Here is a 20,233-nt window from a genome sequence, read left to right as displayed (position 1 = left end):
AGTTCCGGCTGTAAAAGGAGTTGTAGTCAATGCGTCTGCCCAACAAACCTCCCCGCTGGCTCGGCTATCTGGCGCTGGCCTTGCTCGCGCTGGTGTCGGCGTTGCCGTTGCTGACCTCCCTGGGGCTGGAACTGTTTCTGCGCCACTGGTTATCCGCTCAGGGGGCGGAGAATATCCAGGTGGAGAGGCTGCGGGTAAATCCGTACTCCGGCACCGGCAGTGCTGAAGCGCTCAGTTACCGACTCAATGACCAGGATTTTGCGCTGCAGTTACTGCGCTTTGACGTGGAGCTGTGGGCCCTGTGGGGCAAGCGGGTGCACATTCGCGAACTGACGTTGACCGGTGTTGACCTGGTGGCCCGCCAGACGGAAGAGGGGTTTGTCATTGACGGTTTGTTGCTGACCCAGGCTGCGGCGGCGGAGAGTGTCGTTGATGCGGAAGCTCAGCAGGAGTCAGGGGCAGCCGCCGATTACGGTGACTGGCATGTGCAGATCGACAACCTCGCCTTCGAAGACCTGAAGATCAGTTTTCACAACGACGACATTGGCGCTCAGCTGCAGGTGCAGCGGATCAGTATTGCCAACTTCAGCAGTGCCGGTTCCGAGTCGCAACTGCACGCCGAGCTGCAGCTGCCCAGCCTGGACCTGCCTTCCGATGCGCTCAACCTGCAGGGTGGACTGGTGCTGGACGGTGCGTTGCAGTTGACGCCACAGGAGGGCGGTTGGCAAATTGCCCTCGACTCCAGTGTGCGACTGCAGAGCTGGCAGGTGCAGCAGGACCTGGACAACAGCTTCCAGCTGGAGTCCATGGACCTGAAGTTGAAGACGCGCATTGACCTGGCCGAAGAGACGGTGGTTGAGGCCAGCTGGGATAGCGGGCTGGGCGGTTTGCAGATCAAAACGCCCGAGGGAAATCTTGGCTGGAGCAGCAACCAGTCCCTGCAGGGTAACCTGACATTGCGGTCCATTGATGACGGCTGGAAACTCCGGCTGGACAGTAACTCCCGGCTGCGGGACTGGCAGCTGCAGGCCCAGGGGCTGGACCTTGGTTTAGAGTCTGTGGAGCTGGCGTTGCGGGGTGATCTCACCCTGACAGAGGCACTGGATTACCGGTTGCAGTGGCAGACGACCCTTGGCCCGCTGCAACTGCGGGAGCAGGAGGGCGGTCTGGCCTGGGGTGGCTGGCAGGCATTACAGGTAAAAGGGGAGGTCTCCCCGGCACAACTGCAACTGGATGAGCTCAGCCTGCAGCAACTTGCCCTGCTAAGCGTGGATAAGCTTGAGCCTCTGGTGCAGGGGCTGGACCTGAAGGTTGAGTTGCTGCAGCTGGCCCTGCAGGGCGATGCCCCGCGGCTGTCGGTGGCGCAGGTGAGTGTTCCCCGTGCGCAGGTTCGGGCCGAGCGCAAAAAAGATGGCTCCCTGCCACAGCTGGATCCGTTCCTGGAAGCGGCACAACGATTCAATAGCGGCCCTGAGACGGCTCCGGCCGCAGAGGTTTCAGGGGAAACTGAGGCGCCGGATGCTGAGGCCCTGGCCGTGGATGTGGGCCTGATTGAACTGGGACCGGAGGTGGTGGTGGCCTATGAGGATGCCACCGTAAGGCCGAAATTCCGCGAGACGATCACGGTACAAAAGGGCCGTCTGAAGGAGCTGCAGCTGCAGAATGAACAGCAGCAGTCGCCGTTTGAAATCGGTTTGTTGCTCTCCAATGATGCCACTGCGGAGTTCAAGGGTGCGGTCAACGTGCTGCGCCCTTCGCTGAAGATGGATGCCGACTTGCAGGGCTATCAGCTGCTCAGCGTCAGCGGCTTCAGTCGTGAGGCGACTGGCTATTCGCTGGAAAGCGGGCGTCTTAATTTCACCTCTGCCATGTCGCTGGACCAGCAGCAGATCAACAGCAAAAACCACATCGTTATGGATGGTGTAAGGCTGCGGGCGGAGAAGCCGGATCAGGCGGAAAAGACGGCTCTGGAGCTGAGTATGCCGCTGGATCAGGCGCTGGATCTGTTGCGTGACGGCAAGGGCCGAATCACGCTGGATGTACCGGTGAATGGCGACCTCAGTGACCCGGATATCAGCTTGCAGCAAATTATTAACAAGGCCCTGGCCGGTGCTGTCACCAAAACCACGGTGTTGGCCCTGAAGATCATGCTGCAGCCTTACGGCGCGCTGATGATGGCCGCGGATTACGCCAAGGGCGAGATGGGGCGTGTGCGCCTGGAGCCGGTGCAGTTTGCTGCGGGTCAGGCGGAGCTGGACGCGGTGGGGCTGGATTACACCGGCAAGCTGGCCGAGATGCTCAGTACCCGGGAGACGCTCAGTGTACGCCTGTGCGGGACCACCAATCGTGGTGATCTGGCCGTCCTGGGTGGCAGGGACCCGGCGCAGGTGGCAGCCGAAAGCCCACTGGTGGTGCCGGATGAGTTGCAGCAGCCACTGCACGACCTGGCACAGGCCCGCTCCGCGGCAGTGCGCCAACAGTTGCTGGGTGGTGGTGTAAAGGCGTCGCAGCTGCAGCGCTGCCTGCCGGAGTTTGATGGGGCTGCCAAAGCCCCATCCGCCGTGGCGCTGAGCATGTAGCCGCTGATTCAGCCGGGAAGTTGTACTTCCCTGTGTCGCGGACAGCTGACCAGGTGATCGTTGACCATGCCGGTTGCCTGCATAAAGGCGTAGCAGATGGTGCTGCCGACAAAGTTGAAACCATCCTTCTTAAGACACTTGCTCATCAGGTCGGACAGGGGGGTGGAGGCCGGTACCTGCTTCATGGTGGTGAAGTGGTTGATCACCGGTTCGCCATCCACAAACTGCCACAGGTAGTCCGCGAAACTGCCATGGCGCTCGCGTATATCCAGGTAGGCCCTGGCGTTGCGAATGGCGCTGGCTACCTTCAGCCGGTTGCGCACAATGCCGGGGTCGGCCAGCAGCTTCGCTACCCGCTTGTCGCTGTAGCGGGCGATTTTGGCTGCATCGAACTGGTCAAATGCCCGCCGGTAGTTCTCCCGCTTGCGCAGGATGGTAATCCACGCCAGTCCCGCCTGCGCCCCTTCCAGCAGCAGGAACTCAAACAGTTTGTGGTCGTCGCGGCAGGGCACCCCCCACTCCTGGTCATGGTATTGACGGTAGAGGGGATCCCCTAGGCACCAGGGGCAGGCCGGGTCGCTCATAGGTTCGCTCCTTGAAGTGGGTGGTGTGTCAGTGCCGGTTGCGGGCAGAGCGTCACTGTAGCCATGATCTACACTGAATGCAGCCACCCGGTTCGGGTGGTACCGGAGGCGGGTGCAGGATCAGGTCCTGCCGGGCTCTGCAGGGAGGCGCCATGCACGTTCTCTATCCCGAGCTTAAACCCTTCAGCAGCGGTATGCTGGAAGTGGGGCAGGGGCACAGGATTTACCTGGAGCAGTCGGGTAATCCCGGCGGTATACCGGTGCTGTTTGTCCACGGCGGCCCCGGTGCCGGTGTCAGCTGCCGCGACCGCCGCTATTTCAGCCCTGACCGCTACCACATCATTCTCTTCGACCAGCGCGGCAGTGGCCGCTCCCTGCCCCATGCCTCACTGGAGCATAACACCACCCAGCACCTGCTGGAGGATATGGAGCGTATCCGCCAGTACCTGCAGCTGGAGCGCTGGGTGTTGTTCGGTGGCTCCTGGGGGGCGACCCTCAGCCTGGTCTATGCGGAGACCTACCCCAATCGGGTACTGGGGCTGATCCTCCGGGGTATCTTCCTGGCCCGCAAGGAGGACATTGCCTGGTTTTGCGAGGCGGGGGCCAGTCGTATCTTTCCCGACTACTGGGAGGACTTTCTCTACCCCATACCGGCGGAGGAGCGGGACAACCTGCTGCAGGCTTACCACCGCCGCCTGACCGGTGGTAACGAACTGGCCAAGATGGCCTGCGCCAAGGCCTGGGCCCTGTGGGAGGCACGCTGCGCCACACTGCGTCCCAATGTGGATCAGATGGAGGCGTTCGGCGATCCGCGGTTGGCGCTGCCGCTGGCGCGCCTGGAGGCCCATTACCTGCTGCATGAGGCGTTCCTCGGGGACAACCAGATTCTGGATCGCGCCTCCCTGCTGGAGGGCATTCCCGGAACCATTGTGCACGGGCGTTATGACATGGTCTGCCCGCTGGATAACGCCCAGGCGTTGCACCAGGTGTGGCACGACTCGGAACTGCACATTGTCCGCGATGCCGGCCACGCCGCCAGTGAGCCGGGTATTACCGATGCTCTGGTGCGGGCCACCCGCAGCATGTCACGGCGCTTCTCCGACGAATTTCCGGTGGGTGCCTGAGAGGGGATTCCCGCCTCGGGGCTATCACCTGCAGGGGCTATCACCTGCAGGTCGCAGGCGTCACAATAGCGGCCCAGTAAACAACAGGGGCCACCGATGACCATCTGGATTGATGCCGATGCCTGCCCGGGCGTGATCCGGGAGATTCTCTTTCGCGCCGCCGAGCGCACCCGAATTCCGCTGGTGCTGGTGGCCAACCAGCCCATCAAGGTGCCGCCCTCACGCTACATCAGCACCCTGCAGGTGATGCAGGGCTTCGATGTGGCGGATAACGAGATTGTGGCGCGGGTGGCGGCCGGTGACCTGGTGGTTACCCAGGATATACCGCTGGCGTCGGATGTGATTGAGAAGGGTGCACAGGCGCTCAGTCCCCGTGGCGAACGTTTCACCGCCGACAATATCCGTGCCCGCCTCAATATGCGCGATTTCATGGACACCTTGCGCTCCAGCGGGGTGAACACCGGTGGCCCGCCGCCGCTGAACCAGGCGGATCGCAAGCTGTTTGCTGACAACCTCGATCGCTGGCTGGCCCGTGCCGCGAGGCCTTCACCGACGAGGCCTTCACCGAACTGAACACCTCTGTTCAATTACTTTGCCCTGGCTCCTGTTGTGTGGATAATGTGGCGTCCCTTTTTCTTCGGGGCCCGCACCGGCTCGCTGCCGGATGCCTATAACAACAGCTGCCCATGATGGCGGCGCGGACCATAGCCAGGAGTACAGAGCAAAGTGACAGATCAGCAGCAGAATTTTATCGACAAGCCGGTGCTGGTTGCCGGCGCCAGTGGATTTGTGGGCAGTCACGAGGCGCGCCTGCTGTGTGAGCAGGGCCGCAAGGTGCGGGTATTGCTGCGCAAGACCAGCAGTACCGATGCGGTAAAAGACCTGCCGGTCGAGATCTGCTACGGCGATGTGCTGGACCCGGATTCCCTGCGCAAGGCGATGGAGGGCTGTGGTTCGGTGTTTTACAGCGTGGTGGACCCGCGCTTCTGGCTCTCCGATCCCGCGCCGCTCTACCGCAACAACGTGGATGGCCTGGTGAATGCCATGGACGTGGCGCTGGAGCTGGGTGTCGAGCGCTTTATCTTCTGCAGCACCATGGGCGCGCTGGGCTTTAACCCCAATGGTCCCGTGACCGAGGATATCGAGTTTAACTGGCGCGACAAGGCGTCCCCCTACATTCTTGCCCGTCTGCAGGCGGAAGAGCGTTTCCTCGAATATTGCCGCGACAAGGGCCTGCCCGGTGTGGCCCTGTGCGTGGCCAACACCTATGGTCCACAGGATTACCAGCCCACCCCCCACGGTGGCATGTTGTGGAAAGTCGGCTCCGGCCAGTCCAGTGCCGTGATGGATTCCAGCGCGCCGATGGTGGATATCCGCGATGTGGCCCAGGCGGCTGTAGCAGCGGAGACCAAAGGTAAGCTGGGTGAGCGTTACATCATTGCCCACGAGTACATCAGCAACCGCGAATTTTTCACTATGGCCGCTGAGTGGGGTGGCCTGAAGCCACCCAAAGTAATTCCACATTGGGTAGCGGCGGTGGTGGCTTCCGTGGCCGAAGTGTTTATCAAACTCTTCGGCATCAAGGACTCCATCCTCAGTAAGGACGCCGTATTTCTCTCCGGAGCGTTCAAGGAGGTGGATAACAGCAAGGCGCGTCGCGACCTGGGCTTTAACCCGCGGCCGGTGCGCGAGACCGTCAATGACGCGCTCGACTGGTACGCGCAGCGCGAGAAGGAAAAAGCGGCGCAGGGCTGATCCATATCGCTGGGGGCATTAAAAAGGGCTGCAATTGCAGCCCTTTTTTGTCGCCGGCAGACCGTGATCAGGCGTTGAGGAAGCCGACCCCGCTGAGTTGCTCGGATTTTTCCCACAACTGTTTGGCCAGCGCCGGGTCAAAGGCCGCCTTGTTGATGCGCGCCTTGCCGGGCTTGCCGCAAATGCCGGTCTCCAGCAATCCGCCGGGGCCGTAGTAGTCGCCGCCTTTGACGTCCGCGCCCTCGGCCGCCAGGATGATCGGCTGGGCGGCCTGGGTGGCGGACGGAATGATCTTCTGCATCTGGGCGTGGAACCACTTGCTCACCGGGTTGGTTTTCTCCTTGGAGAGGGCCGGGCTGTTGCTGTGAATATTGGTGTTGGCAAAACCCGGGTGGGCGCCGAGGGCGATCACATTGCTGCCCTGAGCCTGCAGGCGCTTATTCAGCTCCAGGGTGTGGCTCATCATTGCCACCTTGCTGCGACCGTAGGACTGCCACTGGTCGTATTCGCCCTGATCCCAGTTGAGGTCATCCACCAGCAGTTTGCCCATGCGGTGCGCCAGGCTGCAGACGTTGACGATGCGGCACTCGCCCTGCTTGCGGAAGTGAGGCAGCAGCAGGCCGGTGAGGGCAAAGGCGCCCAGGTAATTGGTGGCCATCTGCATCTCGTGACCGGCGCTGTTGCGTTGCAGGGGGATGGCGACGATACCGGCGTTGTTGATCAGGATATCCAGCTCTCCAAACTGCTCGATAAACTGCCTGGCAAAGGCCTGCACCGACTCCAGGTCGGAGACGTCCAGGCGCAGCACGGTCAGGTCCGCTGCCGGTACCTCGGCCAATATCTCCTGCCGAGCCTTGTCGGCCTTGTCCATGCTACGGCAGGCCATGATGATCCTGTCGCCCTTGCGCGCAAAATGTTGCGTCGCAGCGTATCCAATACCGGAGTTGGCTCCGGTGATCACGATGCATTTCTTGTCCACGGGTTTCACTCTTCTTGTGTCGTTATAAGGGGGTCGGCCATGGCTCTTGCTGGCCCGGTCCGTCAGTGGTGGCGGGCATTATATAGAAGTGGGGCCGGAGGCGTCAGGGCTTGGGGGCCGGGGGTGTCAGGAGTGTGTTACAGCGGGCAAAAAAAACGGGCGTCCGGGGGGAGCGGACGCCCGGTAAGGGGCTTTGACGTCACTTACCAAAGCGGAAAGCGGGGGCAAGATCGTCTGCGGCGATCATGCCAAGCAGCATGAATGCGGATACAAAAGTGGATATCAGTAGGTACATAACCATCTCCTTTGCTGTTAGCTATGGCGTTGTCTGTACGCTTGGGGACAGTTTAGCGATGGCAATCCAAAGTAGGTTTAAGTCGGGGTAAAGATCTGTGTGGCTTTGTTCTTTGAGGTAAAGGGGAGGGAAGCCAGTGACGGGTGAGCGAGGTCTGGGTGGGGTGGATCAGATCCGGTGAGGCTGCAGGTCGGCACTGATCAGGTGGCGGCCGTGAAAGCGCAAATGCCCCAGATAGCGGGCGTCGCCACTGCTGGTGAACGCGAACTGATAGCCGCGCTGCAGGCCCCAGTTGCCGCGTCCGTCGCGGCCCGGTCTGAGGCTCACCAGCTCCACGGTATCGTCCAGCAGCTGCACATCCATGGTTTCGCAATAGCGGCGGGCCTGGCCCATGGCGCGGTCGCGAAACGCAGCATTTTGCCAGATCAGCAGGGCGGGCAGCAGCAGGATGGAGATCAGTATCAGGTCGTAAATGGTCATAGGTTGTGGCGGGGTAGTCGTCGTCACGGGTAGATGGCTGGGGACGACTATACAGAAACTCCGGCCTGCAGGTGCAACCCCAAAGAGGATGCCGGGAACTGGCCTGAACAAAAAACAGACAGGATGTTGCTTTCTGGTCGTAGTCTCCCTAGAATACGCGGCCCAAAATACCGCCGGAGCCCGTACTGCCGTCAGGCAGGCCTGGAGCCGGTACTCCTTGCCTCACCGGTATTTGCCGGGAGGCTATAACCCGTAAGGAGCAACAATGCGTCATTACGAAATCGTACTGCTGGTTCACCCGGACCAGAGTGATCAGGTGCCAGGCATGGTAGAGCGTTACACTGCGTCCGTTAAGGATGCCGGTGGTGCTGTACACCGTCTGGAAGACTGGGGTCGCCGTCAAATGGCTTACTCCATCAACAAGGTGCACAAGGCTCACTACATTCTGATGAACGTCGAGTGTAGCGAAGAAGTGCTGGAAGAGTTGACTACCAACTTCCGTTACAACGATGCCGTGCTGCGTAACATGGTAATCCGTGCTGATGAGGCTGTAACCGAAGAGTCTCCCATCATGAAGGCAGAGAAAGAGAGTCGCGAGCGCAAGGCTAACCGCCAGGAGCGTCGTGATGACAACGCCGAGAAAGCCGAGTCCGCGCAGGACGACTCTGCTGACGATGCAGACGAAGAAGAGTAAGGAGTCGACCCATGGCACGTTTTTTCCGTCGTCGTAAGTTTTGCCGTTTCACCGCCGAAGGCGTTAAGCAGATCGACTATAAAGATCTGGACACCCTGAAGGCGTACGTTTCCGAAACCGGCAAGATCGTACCCAGCCGTATCACTGGTACCAAGGCCAAATATCAGCGTCAGCTGGCCACCGCTGTCAAGCGCGCCCGCTACCTGGCCCTGCTGCCATACACGGACAGCCACGAGTAAGACACAAAATCAGTGCGCGCTCTTGCTGAATTTATTATGCGTGGCCGCGCACAGGCCGCAGTGGTTGCCCTGCTGGGCAGTTGGTTACCACTGATTAGCCCGGCCGCGGTGGCTCTGGTCACCCTGCGCCGTGGAAGCCTCGACGGATCCATGATCCTGTTGTGGGCACTTTGTCCCGCGCTCGCCACTTTCTGGCTGAGTGACATGGGGCCGCTGATGCCAGCGGCTACCGTGCTGGGACTGCTGGCAGTGACACTGGCAGCGCAACTGCTGCGTAACAGCAGCTCCTGGCAACAGGCCCTGTTCGCCATGGCCGGTCTCGGCGCCTTCAGTGGTGTGTTGATCGGTTCGGTGATTCCGGACCCGGTAGCCGGGGTGACACAGGCTTTGGGCGACTTGTTTGCGGAGATCGAAGCGCAGCAACCCCAGGGCACGGCCATGATCAGGCCCACTGACACCTTCGTGTTGGGGCTGATTGGCTATGTGGTTGCGGTGAGTGCTCTGCTGAGTCTGCTGCTGGCGCGCTGGTGGCAGGCGATGCTGTACAACCCCGGCGGGTTTCAGGCGGAGTTTCACCGCCTGCGCCTGCATCCGGTAGCGGCGCTGGTGTGTGCACTGGCGGTTGTCTACTGCTGGAACCGGGGGTTGGACTACCAGTACTGGGGCTCGTTGTTCGGGCTGCCACTGCTGGTGGCTGGTGCAGCGCTGGCCCATGGCGTCGTGAAACTGCGGCGTATGAGCGGGCAATGGCTGATTGTGTTTTACCTGGCTCTGGCGTTTGCCGGCATCATTGTGATGGTGTTTGCAGCGCTGGATTCCTGGACTGACTTTCGTTCGCGCATCCGGGCCGCCGCCCCGCCAGACAGGCAGGACGGTAACGGCCACTAGCGCGATGCGTGAACAATGAAATTAACTTAGAGGATTAACGAGATGAACGTTATTCTGCTCGAGAAAGTCGGCAAGCTGGGCACCATTGGTGACCAGGTTTCCGTTAAGGCCGGTTTCGGTCGCAACTTCCTGATTCCCCAGGGTAAGGCTATCCCTGCTACCGCCTCCAACGTTGCCGAGTTTGAAGCTCGTCGCGCTGAGCTGGAAGCTGCTGCTGCCGAGAAGAAAACCGCTGCTGAAGCCCGCGCTGCACAGCTGGTTGAACTGACTGTAACCATCGCTGCCAACGCTGGCGACGAAGGCAAGCTGTTCGGTTCCCTGGGCACCCGCGACATCGCGGAAGCCATCACCGCTGCTGGTGTTGCTGTAGCCAAGTCCGAAGTGAAGCTGCCTGAAGGCACCCTGCGTGAAACAGGTGAGTACGAGATCGACGTACAGCTGCACTCTGAAGTGACTCAGGCTGTTAAGCTGGTAGTTGTAGCTGAGTAAGAAGTTTGTGGTCGGAGACTTGTAACCCGACCTCATCCTTCGCAGCATTTGTATCGGGCGCACTCCGCCGGGCCTTCGGGCCTGCCGTGGAGCTGCGCCCGATGCGCATCTGGCTGATGCCCGGGGGGCAGTGAGCCGCCGCTCTCTTCTGTCAGGGGAATTGTCTTCTGGCGCCTTGATTCAACCCCGCCTGAGTAGCAAACTAGCTGATCCGGACTGACCGACCCCAGACCCCATGAGCGACTACGCCTACGATCCAGACTTCCGCCCCGATTACGACGACGAACCGTTTGACGGCGACGTGGTGGCGCAAGCGCAGAAAGATCCCATGCCTCACTCCATTGAGGCCGAGCAGGCTGTGCTGGGCGGGCTGATGCTGGACAACCAGCGGATGGACGCGGTGGCAGAGGTCCTGGGAGAGAACGACTTCTACCGCGAGAGCCATCGCCACATCTACCAGATGATGCAGGCGCTGCAGGAAGCGGGTCAGCCACTCGATATCATTACCCTCTCCGAAGAGCTCAACCGTCACGACCTGTTGGAGCGTGTTGGCGGTCTCGCCTATCTCTCGGATATGGCCAGCCATACCCCCAGTGCGGCCAATATTACCGCCTACGCCCATATCGTGCGTGAGCGTGCCACCTTGCGGCAGCTGATCCAGGCGGCTAACGAGATCAGTCGCAGCAGTCTCAACCCGGCCGGGCTGGACTCCGATGATCTGTTGCAGCTGGCAGAAAAGCGGGTGGCGGAGATTGCAGAGGATCGCCCCAAGGAGGGCGGTTTCCTCGACGTGAATACCCTGCTGAAGAAGTCGGTGGAAAAGATCGACGAGCGCTTCCGCTCCGACTCCGACATTACCGGGCTCTCCACGGGGCTGTCCGACCTGGATCGCCGCACCTCCGGCTGGCAACCCGGTGAGATGATTATTCTGGCGGCACGTCCCTCCATGGGGAAAACCGCGCTGGCGCTGAACTTTGTGGAGGCGGCGCTGATGACCCAGCCCAAGCCTTCACTGGTGTTCAGTATGGAGATGCCTGCCGACTCGCTGGTGATGCGGATGCTCTCTTCCGTGGGGCGTATCGACGCCGGCAAGCTGCGTGACGGCAGCCTCACCGAAGAGGACTGGCCCAAGCTCTCCACCGCCGTGGCGAAGATGAAGGACAAACCGCTCTATATCGATGACACCCCCGGGCTGACACCGCAGGAGGTACGGGCACGGGTGAAGCGCGTCTGTCGTACCCACCAGATGGAACTGCAGCAGAAGCAGCCGCAGCTGCCGCAGGAGGAGCTGGAGCGCCTCAGCAAGCCGGGACTGATCATGCTCGACTACCTGCAGCTGATGCAGGTGGCAGGCAAAAGCGAGGGTCGTACCCAGGAGATCTCCGAGATCTCCCGCTCGCTCAAGGCGCTGGCGAAGGAGTACGAGTGCCCGGTGATCGCCCTGTCGCAGCTCAACCGCGGCGTGGAGCAACGTCCCAACAAGCGCCCCATGAACTCCGACCTGCGGGAATCCGGTGCTATCGAGCAGGACGCCGACGTGATCCTGTTTATCTACCGCGACGAGTATTACAACGAGGACAGCCAGGACAAGGGCGTGGCCGAGTTGATCATCGGCAAGCAGCGTAACGGTGAGGTGGGCACCTCGAAGGCGGCGTTCCTCGGCAAGTTCACCCGTTTTGAAAACCTGGCGCCGGAATATTTCATGCAGGATGACGGCTACTGATCGACCTGGCTGCTCCGCTCGGCTTCATATCTTCTCCCATCTTCCCAGTGCCGCTCAGCCGGCAGGTAAAGAGAGACAGTCCCTATGCAGATTTTTCATCACATCGCCTCCCTGCGTGACGCGCTCAAAACCGAGCGTCTGGCGGGCAAGCGCATTGGCTTTGTCCCCACCATGGGCAATCTCCATGCTGCGCATATCGAGCTGGTGAAGCAGGCGCAGCAGACCAATGACATCGTCGTCTGCTCGATCTTTGTGAATGGCCTGCAGTTTGGCCTCAACGAGGACTGGGACAAATACCCGCGCACTTTTGAGGCGGATTGCCAGCGCCTGCGCGATGCCGGCTGCGATTTTCTGTTCCACCCGGATGACCGGGAGATGTACCCCAATGGCATGGACACCCAGACCCGGGTGATCTGTCCCACCATGACCGATGTGTTGTGTGGGGCGAGTCGCCCAGGCCACTTTGAGGGCGTGACCACGGTGGTGACCAAGCTCTTCAATATCGTGCAGCCGGACGAAGCGGTGTTTGGTGTGAAGGACTTCCAGCAACTGGCGGTGATTCGCCGCATGGTGGAGGATCTCTGCATGCCGGTACAGATCACCGCCGGTACCATTCACCGCGAAGCCGACGGCCTCGCCATGAGTTCGCGCAACGGCTTTATCACGCCGGAGGAGCGGCCGCGGGCCAACCAGCTCAACAAAAGTCTCAACTGGGTGGCCGGGCAAATACGCGACGGGCGCCGGGATTTTGAACTGCTGGAGAGTGAGGCCAGGGCGCAGATCGAGGCGGCTGGTTTCCGGGTGGACTACCTCACCGTCTCCGACAGCCGTACCCTCAACCCGGCGGCAGTGGACGATACCGAGATCACCATCCTGGGGGCGATGTACACCAGCGGGGCGCGTTTGATTGATAACGTGTCGGTGGAGTTGTAGGGGGCAGGGCGCTGCGCTACAGGGTTCAGGACGCGTTGCTACAGGACGCTTCGCTACAGGAAAAACAAAAAGCCTGGTGTGGTTGCGGGCGGTTTGTTTTCATTATCCTGAATCCTGAATCCTGAATCCTGAATCCTGAATCCTGAATCCTGAATCCTGAATCCTGAATCCTGAATCCTGAATCCTGAATCCTGAATCCTGAATCCTGAATCCTGAATCCTGAATCCTGAATCCTGAATCCTGAATCCTGAATCCTGAATCCTGAATCCTGAATCCTGAATCCTGAATCCTGAATCCTGAATCCTGAATCCTGAATCCTGAATCCTGAATCCTGAATCCTGAATCCTGAATCCTGAATCCTGAATCCTGAATCCTGAATCCTGAATCCTGAATCCTGAATCCTGAATCCTGAATCCTGAATCCTGAATCCTGAATCCTGAATCCTGAATCCTGAATCCTGAATCCTGAATCCTGAATCCTGAATCCTGAATCCTGAATCCTGAATCCTGAATCCTGAATCCTGAATCCTGAATCCTGAATCCTGAATCCTGAATCCTGAATCCTGAATCCTGAATCCTGAATCCTGAATCCTGAATCCTGAATCCTGAATCCTGAATCCTGAATCCTGAATCCTGAATCCTGAATCCTGAATCCTGAATCCTGAATCCTGAATCCTGAATCCTGAATCCTGAATCCTGAATCCTGAATCCTGAATCCTGAATCCTGAATCCTGAATCCTGAATCCTGAATCCTGAATCCTGAATCCTGAATCCTGAATCCTGAATTCAGCTCCGTACCTCTGCCCCGCGCAAAAACACATCCACGGCGATCTCAATATGTTTGCGCAGGGTTGCGCCGTCGACGTAATGGTTGTCGAACATGGCGTGGAAGTGCAGGTCGCCGCGGGCGAATTCAAAAAACTGTCGGGCGCTGATCTCCGGGTTGTCCAGTTGCAGTTGGCCGGCGGCCATGGCGGCGCGGAAGTAGTTGCAGAGGATGGCTTGCGCCCGCTCGGGTCCTGCGGCCATAAACTGTCGCCCCAGCTCCGGGGCGTGGGTGGATTCCGCCACTACCAGCCGATAAAAGGCGATGCGCCTGGGTGTGATCAGTCGACTGATGAACTGCTCGGCGAGGCTGATCAGTGCATCCCGTGGTGGCATGTCCAGTAGCTTGTCCGTTTCCAGTTGCCCCAGGATCGAGTCGCAGCTCTCTTTCACTACGGCCTGTAACAACCCCTCCTTGCTGCCAAACATCTGGTAGATGGTGCGGCGTGAACCGCCGGCCTTCTCAATCACCTTATCCAGGGACGTGTTGGCAAACCCCAGTTCCAGAAACAGCTCCAGAGCCGCCTCCAGCACAGCCTGGGCGCGGGACTCACCGCGTTTGGTGGGCGCAGTGTTGTCGCTGACAACGGCAGCGGTGTTATCGGTAAAGCTCATGGTCAGGTCCGGGCGGGCTAAGCGGTTCAGCTAGTGTAAGGGTCCCTAGTTTAGCGCGATTTGGTCGGGCTTTGAGGGGGGAATGGGTGGATATGTGATTGACAGTCTATGGTACTGAAAAGTACCATTTCAACCCCTTTTGGTACTGGTTAGTACCTTTTTCGGAGGTGTTCACATGACTGCCGATGCAGCGAAGCAAAAACTGGTGTTATTGGTGTCCGTGGTGGTTCTGCTGCTGGGGGCATTGGCTGCGCACTGGTTTTTTGTCAGTCGTCACCTGCAATCGACGGACAACGCCTACGTGGAAGCGGACATGGCCGTGCTGGCCCCGAAAATTACTGGTTATGTGGTCGAAGTGCTGGTGCAGGACAATGAGCCCGTGGTGGCTGGCCAGCCATTGCTGAAGATTGAGGACTCCGACTACCGGGCGCGTGTTGCCTACGCGGAGGCAGCGTTGGGCGCGCAGGTGGCGGCCCTGCAGACCCTGGAAAGTGAAATACGGCTGCAGCAGTCTGTTATTCGCCAGGTACAGGCTGAGCAGACCAGCGCCAGGGCGGAGCAGCAGCGGGCCGGCAGTGACCGGAGTCGTTTTACCGAGCTGGGGCGCAGCGGTGCTGCCAGTCGTCAGCAGCTGGATGACGCTGTGGCCAAGGCGGTGCAGGCCGATGCGGCGCTGGTGGCGGCGGAGGCCCGGTTGGCGGCGGAGCAGGGGCGCCTGTCGGTGTTCCGGGACCGGCGGCTGGAGCTGCAGGCGGCTCTGGCCGAGGCGGAAGCCACCCGGCAGCTGGCGCAGATTGACCTGGAAAATACAGTGTTGCGTGCGCCGGTAGCCGGGGTGCTGGGCAACAAGAGGGTACAGGTGGGGCAGCTTCTGCAGCCGGGGGTGCAGGTGATGACCGTGGTGCCCCTGGCCGAGGTCTATGTGACCGCCAACTTCAAGGAGACCCAGGTCTCTTCCATGCAACCGGGACAGCGGGTGGCACTGGAGGTGGATGCCCTGGCGGGTGAGCCGCTGCAGGGCTATATCGACAGTTTTTCGCCGGCCGCCGGCTCCCGTTTCAGCCTGCTGCCGCCGGAGAATGCCACCGGTAACTTTACCAAAATCGTGCAGCGTATCCCGGTCCGTATCCGGGTGCAGAACCTGGCAGAGCTGCAGGGGCGGCTGCGTCCGGGCATGTCTGTGGTTGCCAGGGTGGACACGCGCAGCGGCAGTGAGCGGTTGGTGCTTGCCGAGCCGGTGGAGCTGCCCGGGCCCGCTGCCCCGGCCCAGGCACGCCTCGGCTTTTGAGGTGAGGTGTGACTGACGCGGTACTCGGGCAGGCGCCGGCAGCAGCGGTGCCGCGACGGCTGTTGATTGGCTGGGTGGCGATGGTGGTGGGGATGTTTCTCGCCATTCTCGATATCCAGATTGTGGCCAGCTCGCTGTCGGATATTCAGGCTGGCCTGGCTGCCAGTCCCGATGAGATCAGCTGGATACAGACCGCTTACCTGATTGCCGAAGTGATCATGATTCCCCTGTCCGGTTACCTGGCCCGTATGTGGGGTAGCCGGCGCCTGTTTGTGATTTCCGCCATAGGCTTTACCGCGGCGAGCTTTGCCTGTGCCTTCGCCTGGTCGCTGCAGTCCCTGATTGTGCTGCGGGTGCTGCAGGGGTTTATTGGCGGCGGCATGATCCCCTGTGTCTTCAGCTCCATCTACATGATCTTTCCAAAGGAGCGGCAGGCCAGCGCCAATGTGGTGGTGGGGATGATTGTGACCTGTGCGCCGGCCATCGGCCCCACCCTCGGCGGTTTTATTACCGATACCTTCTCCTGGCACTGGCTGTTCCTGATCAACGTGGTGCCGGGCCTTATCATCATTATGCTGGTGTCGGCGATGCCCGACTTCGACCAGGCCGATCCGTCACTGATCCGGCAGATAGACCTGCGGGGGCTGGTGCTGATGGCGCTGTTCCTGGGGGGGCTGGAGTTCGTGCTGGACGAAGGTCCCAGGGATGACTGGTTTGATGAGCCGGTGATCACCTTCTGGACCTGTGTCTGTTCCCTCTCCGGGGTGCTGTTCCTGTGGCGTTGCCTCACCTACCACCAGCCACTGATTGACCTGCGTATCTTTGCCAACCGCAATTTCTTCCTCGGTTGCCTGGTGGCAGCGGTGATGGGTATGGGGCTGTTTGGTGGTGTCTATGTGACCCCGCTGTACCTGGCGCGGGTGCAGCATTTCAATGCCCTGCAGATCGGTACTGTGATGAGTATCGGCGGCATTGCCATGTTCCTGACCGCACCACTGGCAGGGCGGCTGGCGGCGGCCTTTGGCGCCCGGGTGGTATTGGCCGGCGGCATACTGCTGGCGGCCTGTGGCTTTTTCGGCGCCAGCCTGTTGAGTTCGGAGGCCGCGGGCGATCAGCTCTTCTGGCCGCTGGCCATTCGTGGCATGGGGCTGGTGTCCATGATCATCACTCTCAACACCATTGCCCTGGGGACCCTGCAATTGCAGCAGATGAGTAATGCCAGCGGGCTCTACAACCTGTCGCGCAATATGGGCGGTGCCATGGGGCTGGCGGCAATCAATACCCTGCTGGACAGGCGTTTCGACCTGCACCTGGCGAGACTCAGCGACTGGATCAACCCGGTGCGACCGGAGTTTCAGGAGTTTGCCCGCCAGGCTGGCCTCTACCTCGACAGCGCCGGCCTGGGCTCGGATCAGCGGGTGCTGGCGTTGGCGCAACAGCTGGTCAGTCGTGAAGCGCTGATGATGACGTTCAATGATATCCAGTTGCTGATGGGGGCTGCGATTGGTGTGTCACTGCTGTTACTGCCCCTGATGAGCCCGCCGCGGCAAGCCGTGAGTAGTGCTCACTAGGGCTCTGGTACAGGGCCGGGCTTGAAGCTGGTCTACTAAAGTAGGGTTCTGCTCCCGGCCCCCTCTGGTTTAAGATTTCCCCTATAGTTATAACAGTTTAAAAATAGGGAGTTACCATGTCAGAGGTTCACGTCTATCCGGTGGCGCGCGAAGTCGCAAACAATGCCTGGATTGATCACCACACTTACGAGCTGATGTATCGCCAGTCGGTTGAAGACCCTGACGCTTTCTGGGCCGAAGAGGCCAATAAATTCCTTACCTGGAGCAAGCCTTTTACCCAGGTGCAGGAGTTTGATTTTCACAAGGGCACTGCCAGCTGGTTTGGCGATGGTGAACTCAACGTCAGCGTCAACTGTATCGATCGTCACCTGCCCCAGCGCCACGACCAGGTCGCCATCATCTGGGAGGGCGATGACCCGCACAATGACAAGAAGGTGACCTATCAGCAGCTGCACGATGAAGTGTGCAAGCTGGCCAACGTCCTGCGTGATCGCGGCGTCAAGAAAGGTGACCGCGTCTGTATCTACATGCCGATGATTCTGGAAGCGGCCTACGCCATGCTCGCCTGTGCCCGTATCGGTGCCGTGCACTCGGTGGTGTTTGGCGGCTTCTCTCCCGACGCCCTGCAGGGGCGTATCCTCGATTCCGATTGCCGTGTACTGATCACCGCTGATGAAGGTGTTCGCGGTGGCAAGGCGGTGCCGCTGAAAGCCAACGCTGATCGCGCGCTGGAGGAGTGTCCCGATGTGCACACCTGCCTGGTGGTAAGACGCACCGGCGGTGAAGTGAATTGGGACGAGAGCCGTGACGTCTGGTATCACCAGGCCACTGCCAGCATGCCGGCCCAGTGTGAGCCTGAACCCATGGCAGCGGAAGATCCGCTCTTTATCCTCTACACCTCCGGTTCCACCGGCAAGCCCAAGGGTGTGTTGCACACCACTGCCGGTTACCTGTTGCAGGCGGCCATGACCCACAAGTACACCTTCGACTACAAAGAGGGTGAGGTCTACTGGTGTACCGCCGATGTGGGCTGGGTTACCGGTCACAGTTATATCGTCTACGGCCCGCTGAACAACGGCGCCATCACCCTGATGTTCGAAGGCGTGCCTACCTATCCGGATGCTTCGCGTTGCTGGCAGATTGTGGACAAGCACAAGGTGAATATTTTCTACACCGCGCCCACGGCGATCCGCGCCCTGATGGGTGCTGGCGACCAGTACGTAACCAACTCCACCCGTGAGTCCCTGCGCCTGCTGGGTACGGTGGGAGAGCCCATCAACCCGGAAGCCTGGGAGTGGTACCACCGCGTGGTGGGCGAGAGCCGTTGTCCAATTGTCGACACCTGGTGGCAGACCGAAACCGGAGCCCACATGCTGACCCCGCTGCCGGGCGCCACAGCACTTAAACCCGGCTCGGCAACCCTGCCGTTCTTTGGTGTGCAGCCGGTGTTGCTGGACGGTGAGGGCAAGGAGATCGAAGGCCCGGGCGAAGGCAGCCTGGCCATCAAGGCCTCCTGGCCCAGCCAGATCCGCAGTGTTTACGGTGATCACCAGCGCTGTGTGGAAACCTATTTCAGCACCTACCCGGGTTATTACTTTACCGGTGACGGCGCCCGTCGCGATGAGGACGGTTACTACTGGATTACCGGTCGTGTGGATGATGTGCTCAACGTATCCGGCCACCGCATGGGTACCGCCGAAGTGGAGAGCGCACTGGTATTGCACCACGATATTGCAGAGGCCGCCGTGGTTGGCGCTCCGCACGATATCAAGGGGCAGGGCATCTACTGTTATGTCACGCCAATGGCCGGCGTCACGCCCACTGATGAGTTGAAAAAGGCACTGGTTAACCTGTGTGTGCAGGAGATCGGTCCCATTGCCAAGCCCGACTGGATCCAGTGGGCGCCGGGCCTGCCGAAGACCCGCTCCGGCAAAATCATGCGCCGTATTCTGCGCAAGATTGCCGCCAACGAACTGGATAGCCTGGGGGATACCTCTACCCTGGCCGATCCATCGGTGGTGGAGCAGCTGATTGAAAATCGTCTGAATCGTTAACAGTAAGTACGAGCGATTGCGGGGGTACGACAGTGCCCCCTTTTTTATCGGGGCAACAAATTGCTGAAAATGTTTTGTTAAGGTTGCAGGAACTGCTTGACGGCGAAGTTGGATGCTTTATAAGCTAAACCTCGCTTGAAAGTGCGCCTTAATATTTATGCACATTTCGAAGTACCTCTGGCACCACTTCTGGAAAGACCTCTGGCACCTCGTCCTGTTTTCATAAGTAGCTAGCAACACACTTCAGCACCACTGCTCACTGTGAGCACATACACACTTTTGAAGATAGGAAATGATCCATGTCTAAAGTCACCGGTACCGTTAAGTGGTTTAACGACTCCAAAGGTTTTGGTTTCATCGAGCAGGAAAATGGTCCTGATGTATTCGCGCACTTCAGCGCTATCCAGGGCACTGGCTTCCGCACTCTGGCCGAAGGCCAGAAAGTGGAATTCAAAGTGACCCAGGGTCAGAAAGGTCCTCAGGCTGAAGAGATCGTTCCTCTGTAAGCCATTTGAGAGATCGCCGCAGGCGCTGGCAGCTGCTGGTGTCGCGGTACTCCGGAAGCCCGGCCGGCGCGGTTCAGACTGCGTGGTGACCGGGTTTTTTTATGCCTGCTGCTCGTCAGGTTGGCGGGCTGTGACGTTGGCACTGCTGCGGGATTGCAAGTAAACTCAAGGCCGATCCAATGTCTGACCGGAGAATCATGAGGGGTTCATGAGCAACGTTTTTCTTCTACAGAACCAGTACCAGCAATTGCTCAGCAAGCAGGGCGAGTGGGTGGATGGCCGGGAGGCTTCGACGCTCTTTCGCACCGCACACCGCGATGAGGCGCTCAATCACATGATTGAAACCAATGCCCGTGACTATACGCTGCGCATGAAAATTCTCGAGTGCCCGCTGAATGATCGCGGCCTGCCGCTGTTGCGGGATGAGGACCTGCCGCCGCTGGCGGTGGCCGGGGCCGCCGGTGAAGAGAGTGAATGCCGTGAAGAGCTGCAAGCGGAGCCCGAACTGGCAGCGGAAAACGCCTGACCGGTTATAATCCTTCATTATCGACGTTGGTGCGCTGACCTGAGGCGGGTGGCGACACTGCCAGCGTTTTCCCATCTGTACTCACAC

20 protein-coding genes are annotated in these 20,233 nt (G+C 59.9%); 15 read left to right on the top strand and 5 right to left on the bottom strand.

The window, feature by feature from the left end; translation table 11 throughout:
- Window positions 1-29: 29 nt before the first annotated feature.
- Window positions 30-2,579 (top strand): DUF748 domain-containing protein, encoded by a 2,550-nt coding sequence (locus tag GSF27_RS09070; protein WP_160968111.1) that lies wholly within the window; start codon window positions 30-32, stop codon window positions 2,577-2,579.
- An 8-nt stretch (window positions 2,580-2,587) separates the two neighbouring features.
- Here the strand turns inward: GSF27_RS09070 and GSF27_RS09065 are convergent, their stop codons facing one another.
- The gene (locus GSF27_RS09065; protein WP_160968109.1) at window positions 2,588-3,163 is read right to left on the bottom strand and encodes a DNA-3-methyladenine glycosylase I; all 576 of its coding nucleotides are present in this window, start codon (window positions 3,161-3,163) and stop codon (window positions 2,588-2,590) included.
- A gap of 152 nt (window positions 3,164-3,315) precedes the next feature.
- Here GSF27_RS09065 and pip point away from each other — a divergent pair, with 152 nt between their 5' ends.
- The 3 genes from pip (at window position 3,316) to GSF27_RS09050 (ending at window position 6,042) form a co-directional block, all read left to right on the top strand.
- Window positions 3,316-4,287: a prolyl aminopeptidase gene (gene pip / locus GSF27_RS09060; RefSeq protein ID WP_160968107.1), complete on the top strand. Its 972-nt coding sequence runs from the start codon at window positions 3,316-3,318 to the stop codon at window positions 4,285-4,287.
- 96 nt (window positions 4,288-4,383) lie between these two features.
- Window positions 4,384-4,860 (top strand): YaiI/YqxD family protein, encoded by a 477-nt coding sequence (locus tag GSF27_RS09055; RefSeq protein WP_160968105.1) that lies wholly within the window; start codon window positions 4,384-4,386, stop codon window positions 4,858-4,860.
- 153 nt (window positions 4,861-5,013) lie between these two features.
- A complete protein-coding gene (locus GSF27_RS09050) occupies window positions 5,014-6,042 on the top strand; it encodes an NAD-dependent epimerase/dehydratase family protein (RefSeq protein ID WP_160968103.1) in 1,029 nt (342 codons plus the stop codon).
- 67 nt (window positions 6,043-6,109) lie between these two features.
- Here GSF27_RS09050 and GSF27_RS09045 read toward each other — a convergent pair whose 3' ends face one another.
- Together GSF27_RS09045 and GSF27_RS09040 are read right to left on the bottom strand one after the other, a co-directional pair.
- On the bottom strand, window positions 6,110-7,030 hold the full coding sequence (locus GSF27_RS09045; RefSeq protein WP_370462587.1) for an SDR family oxidoreductase: 921 nt from the start codon (window positions 7,028-7,030) through the stop codon (window positions 6,110-6,112).
- Window positions 7,031-7,484: 454 nt separating this feature from the next.
- Window positions 7,485-7,796, bottom strand: a complete 312-nt coding sequence (locus GSF27_RS09040; RefSeq protein WP_160968098.1) for a DUF3301 domain-containing protein — start codon at window positions 7,794-7,796, stop codon at window positions 7,485-7,487.
- A gap of 265 nt (window positions 7,797-8,061) precedes the next feature.
- On the opposite strand from GSF27_RS09040, the gene rpsF reads away from it, so the two are divergent.
- The 6 genes from rpsF (at window position 8,062) to panC (ending at window position 12,762) form a co-directional block, all read left to right on the top strand.
- Window positions 8,062-8,490: a 30S ribosomal protein S6 gene (gene rpsF / locus GSF27_RS09035; RefSeq protein ID WP_160968096.1), complete on the top strand. Its 429-nt coding sequence runs from the start codon at window positions 8,062-8,064 to the stop codon at window positions 8,488-8,490.
- An 11-nt stretch (window positions 8,491-8,501) separates the two neighbouring features.
- A complete protein-coding gene (gene rpsR / locus GSF27_RS09030; protein ID WP_160968094.1) occupies window positions 8,502-8,729 on the top strand; it encodes a 30S ribosomal protein S18 in 228 nt (75 codons plus the stop codon).
- Between the two features lie 36 nt (window positions 8,730-8,765).
- Window positions 8,766-9,617: a hypothetical protein gene (locus GSF27_RS09025; RefSeq protein ID WP_160968092.1), complete on the top strand. Its 852-nt coding sequence runs from the start codon at window positions 8,766-8,768 to the stop codon at window positions 9,615-9,617.
- A gap of 42 nt (window positions 9,618-9,659) precedes the next feature.
- The gene (gene rplI, locus GSF27_RS09020; RefSeq protein WP_160968090.1) at window positions 9,660-10,106 is read left to right on the top strand and encodes a 50S ribosomal protein L9; all 447 of its coding nucleotides are present in this window, start codon (window positions 9,660-9,662) and stop codon (window positions 10,104-10,106) included.
- Between the two features lie 328 nt (window positions 10,107-10,434).
- Window positions 10,435-11,829 carry a replicative DNA helicase gene (gene dnaB, locus GSF27_RS09015; protein ID WP_160968755.1) on the top strand — a complete coding sequence of 465 codons (1,395 nt, stop codon included), beginning with the start codon at window positions 10,435-10,437 and terminating at the stop codon, window positions 11,827-11,829.
- A gap of 84 nt (window positions 11,830-11,913) precedes the next feature.
- A complete protein-coding gene (panC, locus tag GSF27_RS09010) occupies window positions 11,914-12,762 on the top strand; it encodes a pantoate--beta-alanine ligase (protein WP_160968088.1) in 849 nt (282 codons plus the stop codon).
- 25 nt (window positions 12,763-12,787) lie between these two features.
- Here panC and GSF27_RS17740 read toward each other — a convergent pair whose 3' ends face one another.
- On the bottom strand, window positions 12,788-13,582 hold the full coding sequence (locus tag GSF27_RS17740) for a hypothetical protein (protein ID WP_202410368.1): 795 nt from the start codon (window positions 13,580-13,582) through the stop codon (window positions 12,788-12,790).
- The gene (locus GSF27_RS09000; protein ID WP_160968086.1) at window positions 13,548-14,201 is read right to left on the bottom strand and encodes a TetR/AcrR family transcriptional regulator C-terminal domain-containing protein; all 654 of its coding nucleotides are present in this window, start codon (window positions 14,199-14,201) and stop codon (window positions 13,548-13,550) included. The genes GSF27_RS17740 and GSF27_RS09000 overlap by 35 nt, the downstream gene beginning before the upstream one ends.
- Before the next feature lie 175 nt (window positions 14,202-14,376).
- Between GSF27_RS09000 and GSF27_RS08995 the strand changes: the two genes are divergently transcribed.
- The 5 genes from GSF27_RS08995 to GSF27_RS08975 all read left to right on the top strand — a co-directional run bounded on the left by GSF27_RS08995 (window position 14,377) and on the right by GSF27_RS08975 (window position 20,146).
- Window positions 14,377-15,489: an HlyD family secretion protein gene (locus GSF27_RS08995; protein WP_160968084.1), complete on the top strand. Its 1,113-nt coding sequence runs from the start codon at window positions 14,377-14,379 to the stop codon at window positions 15,487-15,489.
- An 8-nt stretch (window positions 15,490-15,497) separates the two neighbouring features.
- Window positions 15,498-17,060, top strand: coding sequence for a DHA2 family efflux MFS transporter permease subunit (locus GSF27_RS08990; protein ID WP_202410367.1), 1,563 nt, complete (start codon window positions 15,498-15,500; stop codon window positions 17,058-17,060).
- A gap of 116 nt (window positions 17,061-17,176) precedes the next feature.
- Complete coding sequence (gene acs, locus GSF27_RS08985; protein WP_160968082.1) at window positions 17,177-19,114, top strand: acetate--CoA ligase; 1,938 nt, start codon at window positions 17,177-17,179, stop codon at window positions 19,112-19,114.
- 299 nt (window positions 19,115-19,413) lie between these two features.
- The gene (locus tag GSF27_RS08980) at window positions 19,414-19,620 is read left to right on the top strand and encodes a cold-shock protein (RefSeq protein WP_160968080.1); all 207 of its coding nucleotides are present in this window, start codon (window positions 19,414-19,416) and stop codon (window positions 19,618-19,620) included.
- A gap of 208 nt (window positions 19,621-19,828) precedes the next feature.
- Window positions 19,829-20,146 carry a hypothetical protein gene (locus GSF27_RS08975; protein ID WP_160968078.1) on the top strand — a complete coding sequence of 106 codons (318 nt, stop codon included), beginning with the start codon at window positions 19,829-19,831 and terminating at the stop codon, window positions 20,144-20,146.
- Window positions 20,147-20,233: the final 87 nt, after the last annotated feature.

Source organism: Pseudomaricurvus sp. HS19 (assembly GCF_009857815.1).
Lineage (GTDB): Bacteria > Pseudomonadota > Gammaproteobacteria > Pseudomonadales > Cellvibrionaceae > Pseudomaricurvus.
The sequence above is the reverse complement of the archived record's forward strand: the minus strand, read 5'-3'. Positions and strand labels throughout refer to the sequence as shown.

What these genes read in the sequence shown, in the direction of transcription:
- GSF27_RS09070 (WP_160968111.1), top strand. Translation starts at nt 30, where the DNA reads ATGCGTCTGCCCAACAAACCTCCCCGCTGGCTCGGCTATCTGGCGCTG.
- GSF27_RS09065 (WP_160968109.1), bottom strand. Translation starts at nt 3,163, where the DNA reads ATGAGCGACCCGGCCTGCCCCTGGTGCCTAGGGGATCCCCTCTACCGT.
- pip (WP_160968107.1), top strand. Translation starts at nt 3,316, where the DNA reads ATGCACGTTCTCTATCCCGAGCTTAAACCCTTCAGCAGCGGTATGCTG.
- GSF27_RS09055 (WP_160968105.1), top strand. Translation starts at nt 4,384, where the DNA reads ATGACCATCTGGATTGATGCCGATGCCTGCCCGGGCGTGATCCGGGAG.
- GSF27_RS09040 (WP_160968098.1), bottom strand. Translation starts at nt 7,796, where the DNA reads ATGACCATTTACGACCTGATACTGATCTCCATCCTGCTGCTGCCCGCC.
- rpsF (WP_160968096.1), top strand. Translation starts at nt 8,062, where the DNA reads ATGCGTCATTACGAAATCGTACTGCTGGTTCACCCGGACCAGAGTGAT.
- rpsR (WP_160968094.1), top strand. Translation starts at nt 8,502, where the DNA reads ATGGCACGTTTTTTCCGTCGTCGTAAGTTTTGCCGTTTCACCGCCGAA.
- GSF27_RS09025 (WP_160968092.1), top strand. Translation starts at nt 8,766, where the DNA reads ATGCGTGGCCGCGCACAGGCCGCAGTGGTTGCCCTGCTGGGCAGTTGG.
- rplI (WP_160968090.1), top strand. Translation starts at nt 9,660, where the DNA reads ATGAACGTTATTCTGCTCGAGAAAGTCGGCAAGCTGGGCACCATTGGT.
- dnaB (WP_160968755.1), top strand. Translation starts at nt 10,435, where the DNA reads ATGCCTCACTCCATTGAGGCCGAGCAGGCTGTGCTGGGCGGGCTGATG.
- panC (WP_160968088.1), top strand. Translation starts at nt 11,914, where the DNA reads ATGCAGATTTTTCATCACATCGCCTCCCTGCGTGACGCGCTCAAAACC.
- GSF27_RS17740 (WP_202410368.1), bottom strand. Translation starts at nt 13,582, where the DNA reads ATGTGTTTTTGCGCGGGGCAGAGGTACGGAGCTGAATTCAGGATTCAG.
- GSF27_RS09000 (WP_160968086.1), bottom strand. Translation starts at nt 14,201, where the DNA reads ATGAGCTTTACCGATAACACCGCTGCCGTTGTCAGCGACAACACTGCG.
- GSF27_RS08995 (WP_160968084.1), top strand. Translation starts at nt 14,377, where the DNA reads ATGACTGCCGATGCAGCGAAGCAAAAACTGGTGTTATTGGTGTCCGTG.
- acs (WP_160968082.1), top strand. Translation starts at nt 17,177, where the DNA reads ATGTCAGAGGTTCACGTCTATCCGGTGGCGCGCGAAGTCGCAAACAAT.
- GSF27_RS08980 (WP_160968080.1), top strand. Translation starts at nt 19,414, where the DNA reads ATGTCTAAAGTCACCGGTACCGTTAAGTGGTTTAACGACTCCAAAGGT.
- GSF27_RS08975 (WP_160968078.1), top strand. Translation starts at nt 19,829, where the DNA reads ATGAGCAACGTTTTTCTTCTACAGAACCAGTACCAGCAATTGCTCAGC.